The organism is Kocuria sp. UCD-OTCP (genome assembly GCF_000349605.1).
In the GTDB taxonomy this organism is placed as follows: domain Bacteria; phylum Actinomycetota; class Actinomycetes; order Actinomycetales; family Micrococcaceae; genus Kocuria; species Kocuria rosea.
In genome coordinates this window covers 65,361-80,599 of the sequence record NZ_AOSQ01000010.1, presented here as the reverse complement: position 1 = coordinate 80,599, position 15,239 = coordinate 65,361, and the positions used below count along the sequence as shown (strand labels likewise).

Sequence of the window (15,239 nt, the reverse complement as noted above, 5' to 3'; positions counted from 1 at the left end):
CGCGCTCGCCCGGCACACCACCCCACGGGGCCCTGCGGCCCACCCCGACACCTCTTGGAGGTCCCCACATGTTCCCCTCCCGCCCCGGCACCGCCCCGTACCACCACTCCGGCCGCCGCCGGCCACCGGGCACGGTGGCCGTGATCGGCCTGGGCCGCTTCGGCGCCGCCCTGGCCCTCGAGCTGATGCGCAACGGCGCGGAGGTGCTGGGCATCGACGTCGACGAGGACGTCGTCCAGGAGCTCAACGGGCAGCTGACCACCGTGGTGCGCGCCGACGCCACCCAGGAACAGGTGCTGCGCCAGCTCGGCGTCGACGAGTTCGACAAGGTGGTGGTCGGCATCGGCTCCGACGTCCAGGCCAGCATCCTGGTCGCCTCCCGGCTGCTGAAGTTCGCCCACCCCGAGATCTGGGCGAAGGCCATCACCACACCCCACGCCGAGATCCTCGAGCAGCTCGGGGTCCACCACGTCATCAGCCCCGAGCACGACATGGGCGTGCGCTCCGCCCACCTGATCCAGGGCCGGGTCCTCGACTTCGTGACGATCGACGAGGGATTCGCCCTCATCCGCTGCCCGGCCCCGGAGGCCGTCCAGCAGCGGCCGCTGGACACCCTCAGCATCCGGCGCACCCACGGGGTCTCGATCGTCGCGGTCCGCCGCCTGGGCCAGGGGTGGGAGGCCACCGAGCCCGGCACGGTCCTCTACGAGAACGACCAGATCCTCGTGACGGGACCCACCCGTGCGGTCGAGGCCTTCAGCGACCTCGACTGAGCCGCGCCGGGGTGACACAAAGGGCGCCGGCGCCACGCCCGCGACGGCGGGCCCCGGCCCCGAGTGGTCTAATGGCGGTGTGACCCCTGCTACGTCCGGGCCCGGCGCCCCGTACCCCACGCGACTGTTCTGGGACCCCGCCCTGCTCGAGTACAACTTCGGGGACCACCACCCCATGCACCCGTCCCGGCTCGAGGCCACCTACCGGCTGGTCCAGGAGTTCGGCCTGGACCGCCGGGACAACGTCACGGTGGAGGCGCCCGAGGTGGCCCCGGACGAGGTGCTCAACCTCGTCCACCCGCAGCACTACGTGGCCTCGGTCCGGGCCGTCAGCGCCGACCCCACCGTGGAGGTCCCCGAGTGCGGTCTCGGCACCGAGGACACCCCCGGGTACCCGGGGGTGCACGAGGCGAGCGCCCGGCTCGTGGGCGGCACCTACCAGGGCGCCGTGGCCGTTCTCGCGGGGGACGCGGTGCACGCCGTGAACTTCGGGGGCGGGATGCACCACGCCCACGCGGAGAAGGCCAGCGGATTCTGCATCTACAACGACTGCGCCGTGGCGGTCCAGCACCTGCTGGACCAGGGTGTCCGGCGCGTGGCCTACGTGGACGTCGACGGCCACCACGGCGACGGCACCCAGTCGATCTTCTACGACGACCCCCGCGTGCTCACCGTCTCGCTGCACGAGACGGGCCTGACGCTGTTCCCGGGCACGGGCTTCGCCAACGAGACCGGCCGCGGGGAGGCCGAGGGGCACTCCGTGAACGTGGCGATGCCCACGGCCTCCGACGACTCCATGTGGCTGCGCGCGTTCGACGCCGTGGTCCCGCCCCTGCTGCGCCAGTTCCGGCCCGAGGTGATCGTGAGCCAGCACGGCTGCGACTCGCACTTCGCCGACGAGCTCACCCACCTGCGCGTCAGCGTCGACGCGCAGCGGCAGACCGCCGTGGCCCTGGCAGGGCTGGCCCACGAGCTGTGCGAGGGCCGGTGGATCGCCACGGGCGGGGGCGGGTACAACTGCTACGACGTGGTGCCCCGCTCCTGGACGCACCTGGTGGGAGTCGCCGCCGGCCACCCGATCGACGTGGGCACCGCGGTGCCGCAGCCGTGGCGCGACTACGTGCAAGAGCGCTACGGCGCCGACGCGCCGCGGGTCATGGGCGACGAGGTGGACCTGTGGTGGCGCTCCTGGGAGGTGGGCTTCGACCCCAACGACGAGACGGACCGCACGATCATGGCCACCCGCAAGGAGGTCTTCCCCCAGTGGGGGCTGGACCCGTGGTTCGACTGAGCCCGCCGCCCGCGGGCTCCGGCAGCGGCGGGGGCAGCCACGGGGGCGGCACGGACGTGCCGGTGCCGGGAGCCGCACGGCAACCCGTTTACAGTGATCGGATGGGCAACAACGACGTGTTCGCGGTGATCGCCGACAAGACCCGGCGGGGGATCCTCGCCGCGCTCAAGGACGGCGAACGACCCGTGGGCGACCTCGTGGCAGAGCTGGGGGTCTCCCAGCCGACCGTCTCGAAGCATCTGAAGATCCTGCGCGAGGCCGGTATGGTGTCCATGGAGGCACAGGGGCAACGACGTCTCTACGCCGTGCAGCCGGAGCCGCTGGCCGAGGTCACCGCTTGGGTCCACGAGGTCGTGGGCGGTGCGGCGCACCAGCCGGCCGCCCCGACGCGCGCCCCCGGGGACGCCGCGGACAGCGGCACTGCCGGGGCCGGCGTCGCCGGACCCGACGTGGTCGTGACCGCGGGGGCCGATGGGACCGGGACGGCTCCGGAGGCGACGCCCGGGACGGACGTGCTGGACGCCGCGGCGGTGGCCGTTCCGGAGCCGGCCGTCGTCCCCAGCCCTGAGCCGGCGGTCGAGACCGGCCCGGCGCCGGCGGTCGGCGGCACCCCCGCGCGCCCGGGCAGGGGCGCGGGGGCTCGTGCGGTGGACATCCTGTCCAGCCTCTCCGGCCTGCGCCGCCGCACCAGGAACCCGCGGCGGTGACCGGCCGGGCCCAATCGATCCGAACGAGGAGCACCATGCACGAGGACCTGTACCCGATCCGCCAGGCCGTACTCGCCCGCAACCCCGGAGAGGTGGAGTTCCACCAGGCCGTGGACGAGGTCTTCGACTCCCTGGGCCCCGTGGTCGCACGCCACCCCGAGCTGCTCGACGCCGCCGTGCTCGAGCGGATCTGCGAGCCGGAGCGGCAGATCATCTTCCGCGTGCCGTGGACCGACGACGAGGGCCGCGTGCACATCAACCGCGGCTTCCGCGTGGAGTTCAACTCCGCGCTCGGGCCCTACAAGGGCGGGCTGCGCTTCCACCCCTCCGTGTACCTGGGCATCGTGAAGTTCCTGGGCTTCGAGCAGATCTTCAAGAACGCCCTCACGGGCATGCCGATCGGCGGGGGCAAGGGCGGGTCGGACTTCGACCCGAGCGGGCGCTCCGACGGCGAGATCATGCGCTTCTGCCAGTCCTTCATGACCGAGCTCTACCGCCACATCGGCGAGTACACGGACGTCCCCGCCGGTGACATCGGGGTGGGCGGACGCGAGATCGGCTACCTGTTCGGCCAGTACAAGCGGATCACCAACCGCTACGAGTCCAGCGTGCTCACCGGCAAGGGCCTCAGCTGGGGCGGTTCCCTGGTGCGCACCGAGGCCACCGGCTTCGGCACCGTGATGTTCGCCGAGGAGATGCTGCAGACCCGCGGGCAGTCCTTCGACGGTCAGACCGTGCTGGTCTCCGGCTCGGGCAACGTGGCGACCTTCGCGATCCACCGGGCGCAGCAGCTCGGGGCCACCGTGGTCACCGCCTCGGACTCCAGCGGCTACGTGGTGGACCCGGACGGCATCGAGCTGGACCTGCTCCGCGAGGTCAAGGAGGTGGAGCGCGGCCGGATCTCCGAGTACGCCGAGCGCCGCGGCGGACGCGCCCGGTTCATCGCCAAGGGCTCCGTCTGGGACGTCCCCGGCACCGTGGCCCTGCCGTGCGCCACCCAGAACGAGCTGGACGGCTCCCACGCCAAGAAGCTGCTCGGCCACGGCGTGCTCGCCGTGGCGGAGGGCGCGAACATGCCCACCACGGGCGAGGCCACCCGCCTGTTCCAGGAGGCGGACGTGCTCTTCGGCCCGGGCAAGGCGGCCAACGCCGGGGGCGTGGCCACGTCCGCGCTCGAGATGCAGCAGAACGCCTCCCGCGACTCGTGGACCTTCGAGTACACGGAGGAGCGGCTCGGCCAGATCATGAAGTCGATCCACGACACCTGCGCCGAGACCGCCGAGGACTACGGCATGCCCGGCAACTACGTGGCCGGCGCGAACATCGCCGGGTTCATGAAGGTCGCCGGCGCCATGATGGCGCAGGGCCTCATCTGACCCGTGCCGGGTCCGGTCCGCCGGGCCCGGCACGGGTTCCCCGTCCGCACTTCCGACACGTCCGGACCCGCGTTCGTCCCACGGAGGGCCGCGGTGGTCCTACCCTGGAGACTATGGCAACGCATCGGCAGGTCCTGCAGTGGCTGGAGAACGAGCTGTTCGACGGCCACCTCGTGCTGGGCCAACAACTGCCCTCGGACCGCGACCTCGCGGCCATCCACCGCGTGTCCCGCAACACCATGCGGGAGGCGCTCAAGACCCTGGAGGCCCAGGGCATCGTGCGGCTGTTCGACGGGCCGCGCAAGTCGATCCTGCCCATGCTGGTGCGGGAGCCCGCCGCGTCCGCGGGGCCAGCGCTGCAGCTGCACATGGCCACCTCGGACTACCCCCTGCGGGACATCGTCCAGACCCGGGTGCTGCTCGAGACGTGGGCCCTGGAGCGCTCGGACCCGGAGCACCCGGCGATGGCCGAGCTGCGGGCGCTGCTCGAGCAGATGGCCCGGGACGACCTGTCGCTCAAGGAGTTCCACCACCTCGAGGTGAGCTTCCACATCGCCCTGTGCAAGACCGCCGGCAACTCGGTGGTCTCCGCCCTGATGTCCTCCCTGCGGGACTCGATCTACGAGTACACGATGGCCCTGGTGGGCCACGTGCCCCTGTGGAGCACCACCGCGGACCGGCTGCGCGCGGAGCACCACGCCATCTACTCCGCCGTGGCGGCCGGTGACCGCCGGCTGGCGTCCCGGCTGGTGGCGGAGCACATCGAGTACCAGTACCGCGAGGCCGGCGTGGACCCGGACCAGGAGCAGCGCACCCCCGGTCCGGCCCCGGACGCGCCCGCCGAGCTCAACCCGCCCGGCGCCGCGGCGCAGCCGGACACCGGCGCGCACGAGCTCGCGGACGCCTTCGAGGAGGAGCCCGGGGACGGGCCCGCACCGGTGTCCCGCAGCGCCTGAGCCGGCCGCGGCCGGACCGAGTACAGCAATCTCCCCACAAGACGGTAGGGTGTCAGTGAACGTTTGCCCGGCCGTCACCGTCCGCAGGCCGGCACCCCTGGTTCCCGCCTGTCGCGCGGAGTCCCCGGGGGCACACCACCGAGACATGAAGATGCGAGGGATCCTATGGGTTCAGTGATCAAGAAGCGCCGCAAGCGGATGTCCAAGAAGAAGCACCGCAAGCTGCTCCGCAAGACCCGTCACCAGCGCCGCAACAAGAAGTGACCCTGCGCTGAGCGCCACCGGGGGCCGCCGTCCGATCCAGGACGGCGGCCCCCGGTGCGTTCCCGGGCCCGTCCGCACCGCGCGGCGGGCCCGTAGCATGGGCTCCATGACTCCTCCTCCGCCGCCCGCCGTGACCCTCCTCACCCGCCCGGGGTGCCACCTCTGCGAGGCCGCCCGGGAGTCCGTGGACCGGGTCGCCTCCGCGCTGGGGCTGGAGTGGGAGGACGTCGACGTCGACACCGACCCCGAGCTGGCCCGCCGGCACGCCGAGGAGATCCCCGTGGTCCTCGTGGACGGCGTCCCGCGCGACTTCTGGCAGATCGACGAGCGCCGCCTCGCCCGGCTGCTGCGCGAGCGCCTGGCCGGCTGAACCGCCCCCCGTTTTGGGGCCGGTGCGCCCGGTCTGGGACCATGGGGGCATGCCCTCCTCGACCGTCCACCTGCTGCGCCACGGCCAGGTCCTCAACCCGGACCGCATCGTCTACGGGAGGCTGCCCAGCTACGGCCTCACCGAGCTCGGTGCGCGGATGGCGGAGGCCGCCGCCGCGGAGCTCGCCCGCCGCGTGAACACCGGCTCGCGCATCGTCCACCTCGTCTCCTCGCCGCTGCAGCGCGCCCGGGAGACGGCCGCGCCCGTGGCCCGGGAGCTGCACCTGCCGGTGCACCCGGACGAGCGGATCATCGAGGCGCACAACCACTTCGAGGGCCTGCACGTGGACCTCCCCGAGCTGCTGAGGCCCCGGCACTGGCCGCACCTGCGCAACCCGCTGCGGCCCTCCTGGGGCGAGCCCTACCGGCACCAGGTCGCGCGCATGGCGGAGGCGGTGCTGGACGCCGGGCGCGCCGCCGTGGAGCGCGGCGGGGACGGCGCCGAGGCCGTGCTCGTGTCCCACCAGCTGCCGATCTGGCTCACCCGGCTCTCCGCCGAGGGGCGCCCCCTGCCGCACGACCCGCGGCGGCGGCAGTGCAACCTCGCCTCCATCACCTCGCTGGTCTTCGACGACCTCGACTCCGGGCGCCCGCCCCGGGTCGTCTACAGCGAGCCCGCCGCCGACCTCTACCCAGGGGTCAACCAGCTTCCCGGTTCATAATGGCCGGGCGCCGCCGCCCTCCCCGTCCCGTCCAGAGCACCAGGTGATCCGTCCGTGACCTCCCGCCCCTCGCCCGCCCCCCGTCCGTCCCGCCGCCGCGTGCTCTCGCTCGCGGGCCTCGGCGTCCTCGGACTCGCCCTCGCCGGGTGCACGGAGGAGGACTCCCTCGCCCAGCAGGCGAACTCGGGGGACCAGAAGGGCTACATCGCCGGGGACGGCACGGTCTCCGAGTACCCGGCCGCCGAGCGCGGGGAGCCGGTGCAGTTCGCCGGCACGCTGTTCGACGGCACGCCCCTCGCCGCCGAGGACCTGCGCGGGCGGCCCGCGCTGCTGAACTTCTGGTACGCGGGCTGCGCCCCGTGCCGCGTGGAGGCCCCCGACCTCCGCGAGCTCGCCGAGCGGTTCGAGGGGCAGGCCGCCTTCTACGGTGTGAACCTGCGCGACGAGCGGGCCACCGCCGCGGCGTTCGAGCGCACCTTCGAGATCCCGTACCCCTCCGTCGCGGACAAGGACGGGGGCGTGCTCATGGCGCTGAGCGCGTACGTGCCGCCGCAGGCCGTGCCGACCACGCTCGTGCTCGACGCCCAGGGGCGGGTGGCCGCCCGCATCCTCGGCATCGCGGACCGCTCCGTGCTCGAGACCCTCCTCGAGGACACGGTGGCCGAAGCGGCATGACGGCTGGCAACCCCTTCGCCGAGATCGTCCTCGACGGCTCCCTCCTCGTCGCGCTGCCCGTGGCGCTGCTCGCCGGCCTCGTCTCCTTCGCCTCCCCGTGCGTGCTGCCCCTCGTGCCCGGCTACCTCGGCTACGTCACCGGCCTGACCGGCGCGGACCTGCAGGAGCAGCGGCGCGGCCGCGTGCTCGCGGGGATCACGCTGTTCGTCCTCGGCTTCTCCGCCGTGTTCCTGCTGATGTCCGTGCTGCTGGCCCAGCTGGGCGCCTACGCCTGGTTCCTGGGCCAGAACTGGATCACCGTGGTCCTCGGCGGGCTCGTGGTGCTCATGGGCGTCGTGTTCCTCGGCGGGGTGTCCTTCTTCCAGCGGGACCGCAAGATCGAGCACCGCCCACCGCCCGGGCTCTGGGGCGCCCCGCTGCTCGGCGTGACCTTCGGCCTCGGCTGGGCCCCCTGCATCGGCCCCACCTTCGCGGCCGTGCAGGCGCTCGTCTACGTGGACGGCGCCTCGACCGGCAAGGCGGCCGTCCTCACGGTCGCCTACTGCCTGGGCCTGGGCGTGCCGTTCCTGCTGCTCGCCCTCGCCCTGCGCCGGGGCATGGGCGCCATGGGCTTCTTCCGCCGGCACCGCCTCGGCATCCAGCGCGCCGGCGGCGGCCTGCTCGTGCTCGTCGGCCTGCTCATGATGACGGGCGCGTGGACCGCGTTCGTCTCCTGGGTGCAGGCCGAGCTCGTCACCGACTGGGTGATGCCGATCTGAGCACCTCCGACCCGCGAGCCCGCACCGACAGCAGAAAGGCCGCCATGAGCACCGCAGCGCCCCCGTCGTCGTCGGGCCCCGCGTCCCCGGACCCGTCCGGACAGCGCACCCCGGACGTCGAGCTCCCCGCCCTGGGGCCCCTCGGCATGGCCCGGTGGGCCTGGACGCAGCTGACCAAGATGAACACCGCCCTGTTCCTGCTGCTGCTCCTGGCGGTCGCCGCGGTGCCGGGATCGATCTTCCCGCAGCGGATCCAGGACCCGGCGGCGGTCCAGGACTACATCGACAACAACCCCGTCCTGGGGGAGTGGCTGGACCGGGTGCAGCTGTTCGACGTCTTCTCGTCGGCGTGGTTCTCCGCGATCTACATCCTGCTGTTCGTCTCCCTCGTGGGGTGCGTCCTGCCGCGCGCGGCCAAGCACTGGCGGGCGTGGCGGGCCGAGCCCCCGCGCACCCCGCGCCGGCTCGAGCGGCTGCCGGAGCACCGCTCCCTGGCCCTGGGCGGCCGTGACGGGGCCGGGGCGCCGGCCCCGGACGACGTCGTGGCCGACGCCGCCCGGCTGCTGAAGAAGCGCGGCTACCGGGTGGCGGTCCGGGACGCCGGCACGGCCGCCCCGTCGGTGGCCGCCGAGCGCGGCATGTGGAAGGAGGTCGGCAACATCGTCTTCCACCTGGCCCTGCTGGGCGTGCTGGTGTCCGTGGCCGTCGGCTCCCTCTTCGGCTACAAGGGCCAGCGGGTGGTCGTGGAGGGCGAGTCCTTCGTCAACACCCTCATCGGCTACGACTCCTTCACCCCCGGCCCCAACTACGACGCCGACTGGCTCGACCCCTTCTCGGTGCGGCTGGACAGCTTCGAGGCCGTGTTCAACCGGGACACCACGAACCCGCGCAGCTACGGGGCGCCGCTCGACTTCACCGCGGAGGTCACCGTGCAGGACGAGCCCGGCGCCGAGCCGCGGCAGGAGGTCCTGAAGGTGAACCAGCCGCTCAACGTGAACGGCGTGAAGAGCTACCTCGTGGGCAACGGCTACGCCCCGGTGGTGCGGGTGACCGACGGCAACGGGGACGTCGCCTTCGAGGGGCCGGTCGTGACCATCCCCTCCGACGGCGTCTACACGTCCTCGCTCGTGCTCAAGGTCCCGGACGCCCGTCCCGACCAGCTCGGCCTCGTGGGGCTGCTGCTGCCCACCGCCGTGGGCGGCGAGGGCGAGATGCCCCGCTCCGTGGACCCCGGCCTCGCCAATCCCCGGCTGATCCTCTCCGCGTACCACGGGGACCTCGGCCTGGACAGCGGCGAACCGCAGAACGTGTACGTGCTCGACGTCGAGCCGCTCACCGAGCTCAACGCCATGACCAACGAGAACGGCGCCATCACGCTCGACGCCGCGAACCCCGTGCACGAGCTGCCCGACGGCAAGGGCACCGTGGAGTTCCTGGACGTCAAGCGCTACGTGGGTCTGGACGTCCACTACGACCCCGGCAAGACGGGCGCCTTCGTCTCCTTCGTCGCGGCCTTCGCCGGCCTGCTCATGTCCCTGTTCATCGCCCGCCGCCGCGTCTGGGTGCGCGCGGCGGAGGGCGTCGACGCGGACGGACGGCCCTGCACGGTGCTGGAGTACGGGCTGCTGGCCCGCGGCGAGGACCCCCGGCTCGCCGCGGAGGCCGAGCGGCTGGACCGGCTCTGGACCGAGCAGTGGCAGGACGCCGGCGTGCGGGACAACGACACCACGACCACGACCACGTCCGGGACGGCGACCACGCCGGCACCAGCGACAGCAACAGCGACCGCGGCGACGGCCGGGAGCACCGGGCACGCCGCCGGCCGGCCGGACGGCCGGACGGACTCCGTGCCGGACGCCCGGCCGGACCACGAGTGAGAGGATGGGCGGCATGACCGTCAACGAGACACTGGGCGCCTGGAGCGAGCTCTTCATGCTCCTGGCGGCCATGACCTACCTGGTCGCCTTCGTGGCCTTCGCGTGGGACGTGGCGTCCCACTCCAAGACCCTGCGCGGGGCCGAGGGCAGCGGCGAGCGCGAGCTCGTGGGCGCCGCCGCGGGAGCCTCCGCGGCGACCTCGGGGGACGCCGCCGAGCCCGCGGACTCCCGGGCCGGCCACGGCGCGGGCCACCGCGGGCGCGGCTACCGCACGAGCGCGCGCTCCGCCCTGTCCGGCCACGTGGCGGACGAGGAGATGCGCTACACCGGCGAGCGCCGGCCCGCCGCCCGCGTGGCCGTGGCCGTCATGGTCCTGGGCTTCGCCGTGCACGCCGCCGCCGTGCTCAGCCGGGCCTTCGCGGCCGGGCGGGTGCCGTGGGGCAACATGTACGAGTTCTGCACCACGGGCGCCCTGGTCGTCGCGGGCGTGTTCCTGCTGGCCCTGCTGGCCCGGGACCTGCGCTTCGTGGGCTCCCTGGTGTCCGGGCTCGTGGTGATCATGCTCTGCGCGGCCACCATCGGCTTCCCCACCCCGGTGGGACCGCTGCAGCCCGCCCTGCAGTCCTGGTGGCTGGTGATCCACGTGTCCATCGCCGTGGCCGCCTCCGGGATCTTCACCATCACGTTCGCCATGGCCGTCCTGCAGCTGCTGCAGGCCCGGCGGGAGCAGATCATCCTGTCCGGCGAGCGGCCCGGCGCGGAGTTCCTGGCGATGGTCCCGTCCTCCCAGGCGCTCGAGAACCTGTCCTTCCGGCTCAACGCGGTCGGGTTCGCGTTCTGGACCTTCACCCTCGCCGCCGGCGCCATCTGGGCGGAGCAGGCCTGGGGCCGCTACTGGGGCTGGGACACCAAGGAGGTCTGGACCTTCGTGATCTGGGTGGTCTACGCCGCCTACATGCACGCCCGAGCCACCCGGGGCTGGACCGGCAACCGGTCGGCCTGGCTGTCGATCGTCGGCTACCTCTGCGTGATCTTCAACTTCACCGTGGTCAACACCGTCTTCCCCGGCCTGCACTCCTACTCCGGGGTCTGACCCGGCCGCCCCGCCGGGCGACGACACCGGAACGGCCCGCACCGGCAGGTGCGGGCCGTTCGTCGTGGTCGGGGCGGTCGTGGCCGGGGCGTCCGGCCCGGTCGGGTCCGCGGCGGGGCGGCTCCGGCGCGTGGTCCCGCTCTGAGCGGTCCTGCCGTGGGGCCCTGCCGGGTGGTCCCGCCGTGCGGTCCTGCCGGGCAGTCCTGCCGGGCGGATCAGCCGCGCGGGGGCCGGCTGCCGGGGGAGCCGTCCGTCGGTCCGTCGCTGCGGCCGGCGGACGAGCCGCCGGAGGGCCCGTCGTCGGGGCGCTCGCCGGGAGCCCCGTCCGGCCCGGTGCCGCCGGACGCTCCCGGTCCGCCGTTGCGTCGCAGCTCCTCCTCCCACTGCCGGAGCTTCTCGGCCTTCTCCTGCTGCCGGCGGCGCTCCTCGAGGTTGCGCAGGAACTGGGGGTCGTCGTCGGGCCCCCTGCCGCGCGCGGGACGCGAGGACTCCGCGGTGCCCTTGGGCCGCCCGAGGAACAGCCACAGGAGGGCGCCGAGGAGGGGGAGGAGGAGGATCACCGCGATCCAGCCTCCCTTGCGGAGACCGCGCATGTCGGTGCTGTCGGTCCGGGCGCACTCGATGAGGGAGTAGACGATCACGCCCACCGCCAAAGCGGCCGCGCCGATGATGAGGATGGCTCTGCCCATGCCGACAATCGTAGGGGAGTTGCCTGGACGCCAGCTCAGCGCTCCGGAGGCCCTGTCCGCCGCTCCGCCGGCCCGGGGAACCTGTCAGGAGCTCCGGCTAGACTGGGCGCGTGAATTTCCTGAAGTACTCCCTGCTCCGGTTCGCGCTGCTCGTGCTGGCCTTCCTGCTCAGCATGTGGCTGGGCGTGGGGCTGGTCCTGTCCGGGGTCGCCGCGGTGGTCATCTCCTTCGCGGTCTCCTACCTGTTCTTCCCGCGCCTGCACAGCGCCGCGGGGGAGGAGTTCCACCGGTGGTTCGCGCGGGCGCCGAAGCCCCGCAACCGGGTGGCGCTCGAGGACCAGGAGGTCGAGGACGCCTACGTGGACCGGCGGCTGCGCGAGGACGGCCGCGAGGTCTGAGCCGCCCGCCGTCACCTCCTCACCGGGTGCTCACCACCACTGCCGCAGCAGCACCGCCAGCAGGAAGAGCACGGCCCAGCCCACGTTGAGCACCCCGCACTGCCGGAGCACGGGGATGAGCTGGCGCCGGTCCTGCACCCGCAGCACCGTGGCCACGGGCGCCCACGCCAGGGGCAGGAGCAGCAGCACGAGCAGCATCCACGGGTTGTCGGGCACCAGGAACAGCACGAGCGCGAACGCCACGGCGATCTCCGCGGTGAACACCACCCGCGCCAGCGGGTCGCCCAGCCGCACGGCCAGGGTCCGCTTGCCGACCTCCCGGTCCCCGGGCAGGTCCCGGATGTTGTTGGCCATCAGCAGGGCGGTGGCGATCAGACCGGTGGACAGGGCCGCGACGAAGGCCTCGAGGTTGAGGGTGCCCGCCTGGGTGAGCGTGGTGCCGAGCACGGCCACGAGCCCGAAGTACACGAACACGAACACGTCCCCGAGCCCGCGGTACCCGTACGGGCTGCGCCCGCCGGTGTACCCCCACGCGGCGAGCACGGCCGAGAGGCCCACGGGGATGAACCACCACTGACGGCTCAGCACCACCAGGGCCGCGCCGGCGAGCGCGGCGAGGCCGAAGCACAGCAGCGCCGCCGCCCGCACCTGCCCCGGCGCGGCGGCCCCGGAACCCGTGAGGCGCAGGGGGCCCACGCGGTCGTCGTCGGTGCCCCGGATGCCGTCGGAGTAGTCGTTGGCGTAGTTCACGCCGATCTGCAGGAGGAGGGCGACCAGCAGCGCGAGCAGCGCGCGGACGGGGTCGAACGAGTGCAGGGCCTGGGCCGCGGCGGAGCCGGCCACCACGGGGGCGAGGGCCATCGGCAGCGTCCGGAGCCGGGCCCCCTCGATCCACTGTGCTGGCGTGGCCACGGGCTACCTCCGTCGGGAACGACCCGCGCGGGTGCGGGGTGCGGGATGCGGGCCGCGGTGGGGGTCCGTGGCCGCGAACCATTGTGTCACGGCCCGGCCCCGGACCCGGCTCGGGCGGGGGCTCAGCCCAGCAGACGGCCCACGGCGGCGCGGTCCGGCTTCCCGGTGGGCAGCAGGGGCAGCTCGTCCGGCCAGGCCCAGCGCCGGGGCACCGCGGCGGCGCCGTGCCGGGCGCGCACCGACTCCTCGAGCTCGGCGCGCAGCCGCCGGCGGTCCGCGCCGGGGACCGCGACGACCGCCGCCCCGACCGCCTGCCCCCACTCGGGGTCGGGCACGCCGAGCACCAGGGCCTGGCGCACCCCCGGGTGCTCCGTGAGCGCGGCGCTCACGAGCCCCGCGGCGACCTTGACCCCGCCGGTGTTCACCACGTCGTCGACCCGCCCGTGCACCGTGAGCACGCCGTCGGCGGAGATCTCGCCGAGATCGTCCGTGCGGTACCAGCGGGTCCCGGCGGCCTCCCGGAAGTGCCGTGCGGTCTGCTCCGGGTCCCCGGCGTAGCCGGCGGCGACGACGTCCCCGCCGAGCCAGATGCGGCCCGGCCCGGACCCGCCGGTGACCCCGGTTCGCGGGACGTCGTCCTCGGCCCCCTCCGTCCCCACGTGCACGGAGACGCCGTCCAGGGGCACGCCGTCGTAGACGCAGCCCCCGCACGTCTCCGACATCCCGTAGGTGACGACCACCCGGACGTCGGCGGCCCGGGCGGCCGCCAGCAGCCGCGGGGGAGCGGCCGAGCCGCCGAGCAGGACCGCGGAGAAGCTCTTCAGCGCGGAGACCGCGTCCCCGTTGCGCACCCCGGAGGCCGGTTCCAGGATCCGCTGCAGCTGGGTGGGCACGAGCGAGGTGAAGCGCACGGGGTCCTCCAGCTCCTCGGCCGCCGCCGCGAAGGCCTCGGGGGTGAAGCGGGCCGCGGGGTCGAGGACCACGGGGTCCGTCCCGGCGTAGAGGGAGCGCACGAGCACCTGGAGCCCGGCCACGTAGTGGACGGGCAGCGCGAGCAGCCACTGGCCCACCCCGCCGGTGCGCACCGCGGTGGCCATCGAGGACGCCGCGAGCGCGTCCCGGGTGAGGACCGTGCGCTTGGCCCGGCCCGTGGAGCCGGAGGTCCGCACGACGACGGCGGGGCCCTCCCGGCCCAGCGCGCGGGTCAGAGGGGACAGCAGCCGCAGGGGGTCGCCGGGCACGGGCCCGTCGAGGACCACGGCGTCGCCGGGGACGATCAGTTCGGCCATCGCGGGTCTCCTCCTCGCGCCGCCGGTCGGCTCCCGACCCGGGGACGGGTCGTGCACCGGCGGCAGCCGGATCAGAAGTAGTAGGGGAAGCCGGACCAGTCCGGGTCGCGCTTGCCCAGGAACGCGTCCCGGCCCTCGACGGCCTCGTCGGTCATGTACGCCATGCGGGTCGCCTCGCCGGCGAAGACCTGCTGGCCCACCATCCCGTCGTCGGGCAGGTTGAAGGCGAACTTCAGCATCCGGATCGCCTGCGGGGACTGGGCCGCCACGTCCCGGGCGGCGGCGATCGCCGCGTCCTCCAGCTCCGCGTGCGGGACGACCTCGTTGACCGCGCCCATCTCGAGCATCCGCTGCGCGTCGTACTCCCGGGCGAGGAAGAAGATCTCGCGGGCCGCCTTCTGCCCCACCTGCCGGGCGAGCAGCGCGGAGCCGTAGCCGGCGTCGAAAGAGCCGACGGTGGCGTCCGTCTGCTTGAACCGCCCGTGCTCCCGGGACGCGATCGTGAGGTCGCAGACCACGTGCAGGGAGTGCCCGCCGCCCGCGGCCCACCCGGGGACGGCGGCGATGACCACCTTGGGCATGGTGCGGATCAGGCGCTGCACCTCGAGGATGTGCAGCCGCCCGGCGCGGGCCGGGTCGATGCTCTCGGCGGTCTCGCCCCCGGCGTAGCGGTAGCCGTCGCGGCCGCGGATGCGCTGGTCCCCGCCGGAGCAGAACGCCCAGCCGCCGTCCTTGGCGGAGGGCCCGTTGCCGGTGAGGACCACGGCGCCCACGTCCGAGCTCATCCGCGCGTGGTCGAGCGCGCGGTAGAGCTCGTCGACGGTGCCCGGCCGGAAGGCGTTGCGCACCTCCGGGCGGTCGAAGGCGATCCGCACCCACGGCAGGTCCCGGAGCACCGCGCCGTCCGCGTCCCGCTCCACACCGCGGTGGTAGGTGAGGTCCTGCAGGTCCTGGAAGCCCTCGACCGTCCGCCACTGCACGGGGTCGAAGAGCTCCGAGACCTGCTCGGGGAGGTGGTTGCTGGCGGGGGTCGGGGTCGCGTCGGTCACGGGTCCGAGTCTACGGGGACTTCTCCGCCGGCCTCGAGACC

At 73.8% G+C, this 15,239-nt stretch carries 17 protein-coding genes; 13 read left to right on the top strand and 4 right to left on the bottom strand.

Translation table 11 applies throughout. From position 1 onward, the window contains the following. Nucleotides 1-68 precede the first annotated feature (68 nt). The 12 genes from H488_RS23125 (at nucleotide 69) to ccsB (ending at nucleotide 10,861) form a co-directional block, all read left to right on the top strand. Nucleotides 69-773 (top strand): potassium channel family protein, encoded by a 705-nt coding sequence (locus tag H488_RS23125; RefSeq protein ID WP_017832488.1) that lies wholly within the window; start codon nucleotides 69-71, stop codon nucleotides 771-773. A 79-nt stretch (nucleotides 774-852) separates the two neighbouring features. Then, nucleotides 853-2,064, top strand: coding sequence for an acetoin utilization protein AcuC (locus tag H488_RS23120; protein WP_017832487.1), 1,212 nt, complete (start codon nucleotides 853-855; stop codon nucleotides 2,062-2,064). Nucleotides 2,065-2,165: 101 nt separating this feature from the next. After that, a complete protein-coding gene (locus H488_RS37620) occupies nucleotides 2,166-2,771 on the top strand; it encodes an ArsR/SmtB family transcription factor (protein ID WP_017832486.1) in 606 nt (201 codons plus the stop codon). Between the two features lie 35 nt (nucleotides 2,772-2,806). Next, nucleotides 2,807-4,147 (top strand): NADP-specific glutamate dehydrogenase, encoded by a 1,341-nt coding sequence (gene gdhA / locus H488_RS23115; protein WP_017832485.1) that lies wholly within the window; start codon nucleotides 2,807-2,809, stop codon nucleotides 4,145-4,147. 113 nt (nucleotides 4,148-4,260) lie between these two features. Then, nucleotides 4,261-5,103, top strand: coding sequence for a FadR/GntR family transcriptional regulator (locus H488_RS23110; protein WP_017832484.1), 843 nt, complete (start codon nucleotides 4,261-4,263; stop codon nucleotides 5,101-5,103). Between the two features lie 165 nt (nucleotides 5,104-5,268). Continuing rightward, nucleotides 5,269-5,367, top strand: coding sequence for a 30S ribosomal protein bS22 (locus H488_RS36435; RefSeq protein ID WP_005504750.1), 99 nt, complete (start codon nucleotides 5,269-5,271; stop codon nucleotides 5,365-5,367). 106 nt (nucleotides 5,368-5,473) lie between these two features. After that, nucleotides 5,474-5,737 carry a glutaredoxin family protein gene (locus H488_RS23105; RefSeq protein WP_031282502.1) on the top strand — a complete coding sequence of 88 codons (264 nt, stop codon included), beginning with the start codon at nucleotides 5,474-5,476 and terminating at the stop codon, nucleotides 5,735-5,737. Nucleotides 5,738-5,786: 49 nt separating this feature from the next. Beyond that, the gene (locus tag H488_RS23100) at nucleotides 5,787-6,458 is read left to right on the top strand and encodes a histidine phosphatase family protein (protein WP_017832481.1); all 672 of its coding nucleotides are present in this window, start codon (nucleotides 5,787-5,789) and stop codon (nucleotides 6,456-6,458) included. 54 nt (nucleotides 6,459-6,512) lie between these two features. Then, nucleotides 6,513-7,133: a TlpA family protein disulfide reductase gene (locus H488_RS23095; protein ID WP_017832480.1), complete on the top strand. Its 621-nt coding sequence runs from the start codon at nucleotides 6,513-6,515 to the stop codon at nucleotides 7,131-7,133. After that, on the top strand, nucleotides 7,130-7,891 hold the full coding sequence (locus H488_RS23090) for a cytochrome c biogenesis CcdA family protein (protein ID WP_017832479.1): 762 nt from the start codon (nucleotides 7,130-7,132) through the stop codon (nucleotides 7,889-7,891). Before H488_RS23095 ends, H488_RS23090 begins: the two co-directional genes overlap by 4 nt. A 44-nt stretch (nucleotides 7,892-7,935) precedes the next feature. Beyond that, nucleotides 7,936-9,768, top strand: coding sequence for a cytochrome c biogenesis protein ResB (gene resB, locus H488_RS23085; protein ID WP_017832478.1), 1,833 nt, complete (start codon nucleotides 7,936-7,938; stop codon nucleotides 9,766-9,768). Between the two features lie 13 nt (nucleotides 9,769-9,781). After that, nucleotides 9,782-10,861 carry a c-type cytochrome biogenesis protein CcsB gene (gene ccsB / locus H488_RS23080; protein ID WP_017832477.1) on the top strand — a complete coding sequence of 360 codons (1,080 nt, stop codon included), beginning with the start codon at nucleotides 9,782-9,784 and terminating at the stop codon, nucleotides 10,859-10,861. Nucleotides 10,862-11,076: 215 nt separating this feature from the next. Here ccsB and H488_RS0118015 read toward each other — a convergent pair whose 3' ends face one another. Beyond that, on the bottom strand, nucleotides 11,077-11,550 hold the full coding sequence (locus H488_RS0118015) for a PLDc N-terminal domain-containing protein (protein WP_017832476.1): 474 nt from the start codon (nucleotides 11,548-11,550) through the stop codon (nucleotides 11,077-11,079). 110 nt (nucleotides 11,551-11,660) lie between these two features. On the opposite strand from H488_RS0118015, the gene H488_RS23075 reads away from it, so the two are divergent. After that, a complete protein-coding gene (locus tag H488_RS23075) occupies nucleotides 11,661-11,948 on the top strand; it encodes a DUF4229 domain-containing protein (protein ID WP_017832475.1) in 288 nt (95 codons plus the stop codon). A 30-nt stretch (nucleotides 11,949-11,978) separates the two neighbouring features. Here H488_RS23075 and H488_RS23070 read toward each other — a convergent pair whose 3' ends face one another. From H488_RS23070 to H488_RS23060, 3 genes are all read right to left on the bottom strand, one after another. After that, entirely contained in the window at nucleotides 11,979-12,860 is an 882-nt protein-coding gene (locus H488_RS23070; RefSeq protein WP_017832474.1) for a 1,4-dihydroxy-2-naphthoate polyprenyltransferase, read from the bottom strand. A gap of 122 nt (nucleotides 12,861-12,982) precedes the next feature. Continuing rightward, a complete protein-coding gene (locus tag H488_RS23065) occupies nucleotides 12,983-14,149 on the bottom strand; it encodes an AMP-binding protein (RefSeq protein WP_017832473.1) in 1,167 nt (388 codons plus the stop codon). Between the two features lie 71 nt (nucleotides 14,150-14,220). Further along, nucleotides 14,221-15,198, bottom strand: coding sequence for a 1,4-dihydroxy-2-naphthoyl-CoA synthase (locus H488_RS23060; RefSeq protein WP_017832472.1), 978 nt, complete (start codon nucleotides 15,196-15,198; stop codon nucleotides 14,221-14,223). Between the last annotated feature and the right edge of the window lie 41 nt (nucleotides 15,199-15,239).

Excerpts from the sequence above, each read along its gene's own strand:
- H488_RS37620 (WP_017832486.1), top strand. The coding sequence starts at position 2,166 with ATGGGCAACAACGACGTGTTCGCGGTGATCGCCGACAAGACCCGGCGG.
- gdhA (WP_017832485.1), top strand. The coding sequence starts at position 2,807 with ATGCACGAGGACCTGTACCCGATCCGCCAGGCCGTACTCGCCCGCAAC.
- H488_RS0118015 (WP_017832476.1), bottom strand. The coding sequence starts at position 11,550 with ATGGGCAGAGCCATCCTCATCATCGGCGCGGCCGCTTTGGCGGTGGGC.
- H488_RS23100 (WP_017832481.1), top strand. The coding sequence starts at position 5,787 with ATGCCCTCCTCGACCGTCCACCTGCTGCGCCACGGCCAGGTCCTCAAC.
- H488_RS23110 (WP_017832484.1), top strand. The coding sequence starts at position 4,261 with ATGGCAACGCATCGGCAGGTCCTGCAGTGGCTGGAGAACGAGCTGTTC.
- H488_RS23065 (WP_017832473.1), bottom strand. The coding sequence starts at position 14,149 with ATGGCCGAACTGATCGTCCCCGGCGACGCCGTGGTCCTCGACGGGCCC.
- H488_RS23090 (WP_017832479.1), top strand. The coding sequence starts at position 7,130 with ATGACGGCTGGCAACCCCTTCGCCGAGATCGTCCTCGACGGCTCCCTC.
- ccsB (WP_017832477.1), top strand. The coding sequence starts at position 9,782 with ATGACCGTCAACGAGACACTGGGCGCCTGGAGCGAGCTCTTCATGCTC.
- resB (WP_017832478.1), top strand. The coding sequence starts at position 7,936 with ATGAGCACCGCAGCGCCCCCGTCGTCGTCGGGCCCCGCGTCCCCGGAC.
- H488_RS36435 (WP_005504750.1), top strand. The coding sequence starts at position 5,269 with ATGGGTTCAGTGATCAAGAAGCGCCGCAAGCGGATGTCCAAGAAGAAG.
- H488_RS23125 (WP_017832488.1), top strand. The coding sequence starts at position 69 with ATGTTCCCCTCCCGCCCCGGCACCGCCCCGTACCACCACTCCGGCCGC.
- H488_RS23105 (WP_031282502.1), top strand. The coding sequence starts at position 5,474 with ATGACTCCTCCTCCGCCGCCCGCCGTGACCCTCCTCACCCGCCCGGGG.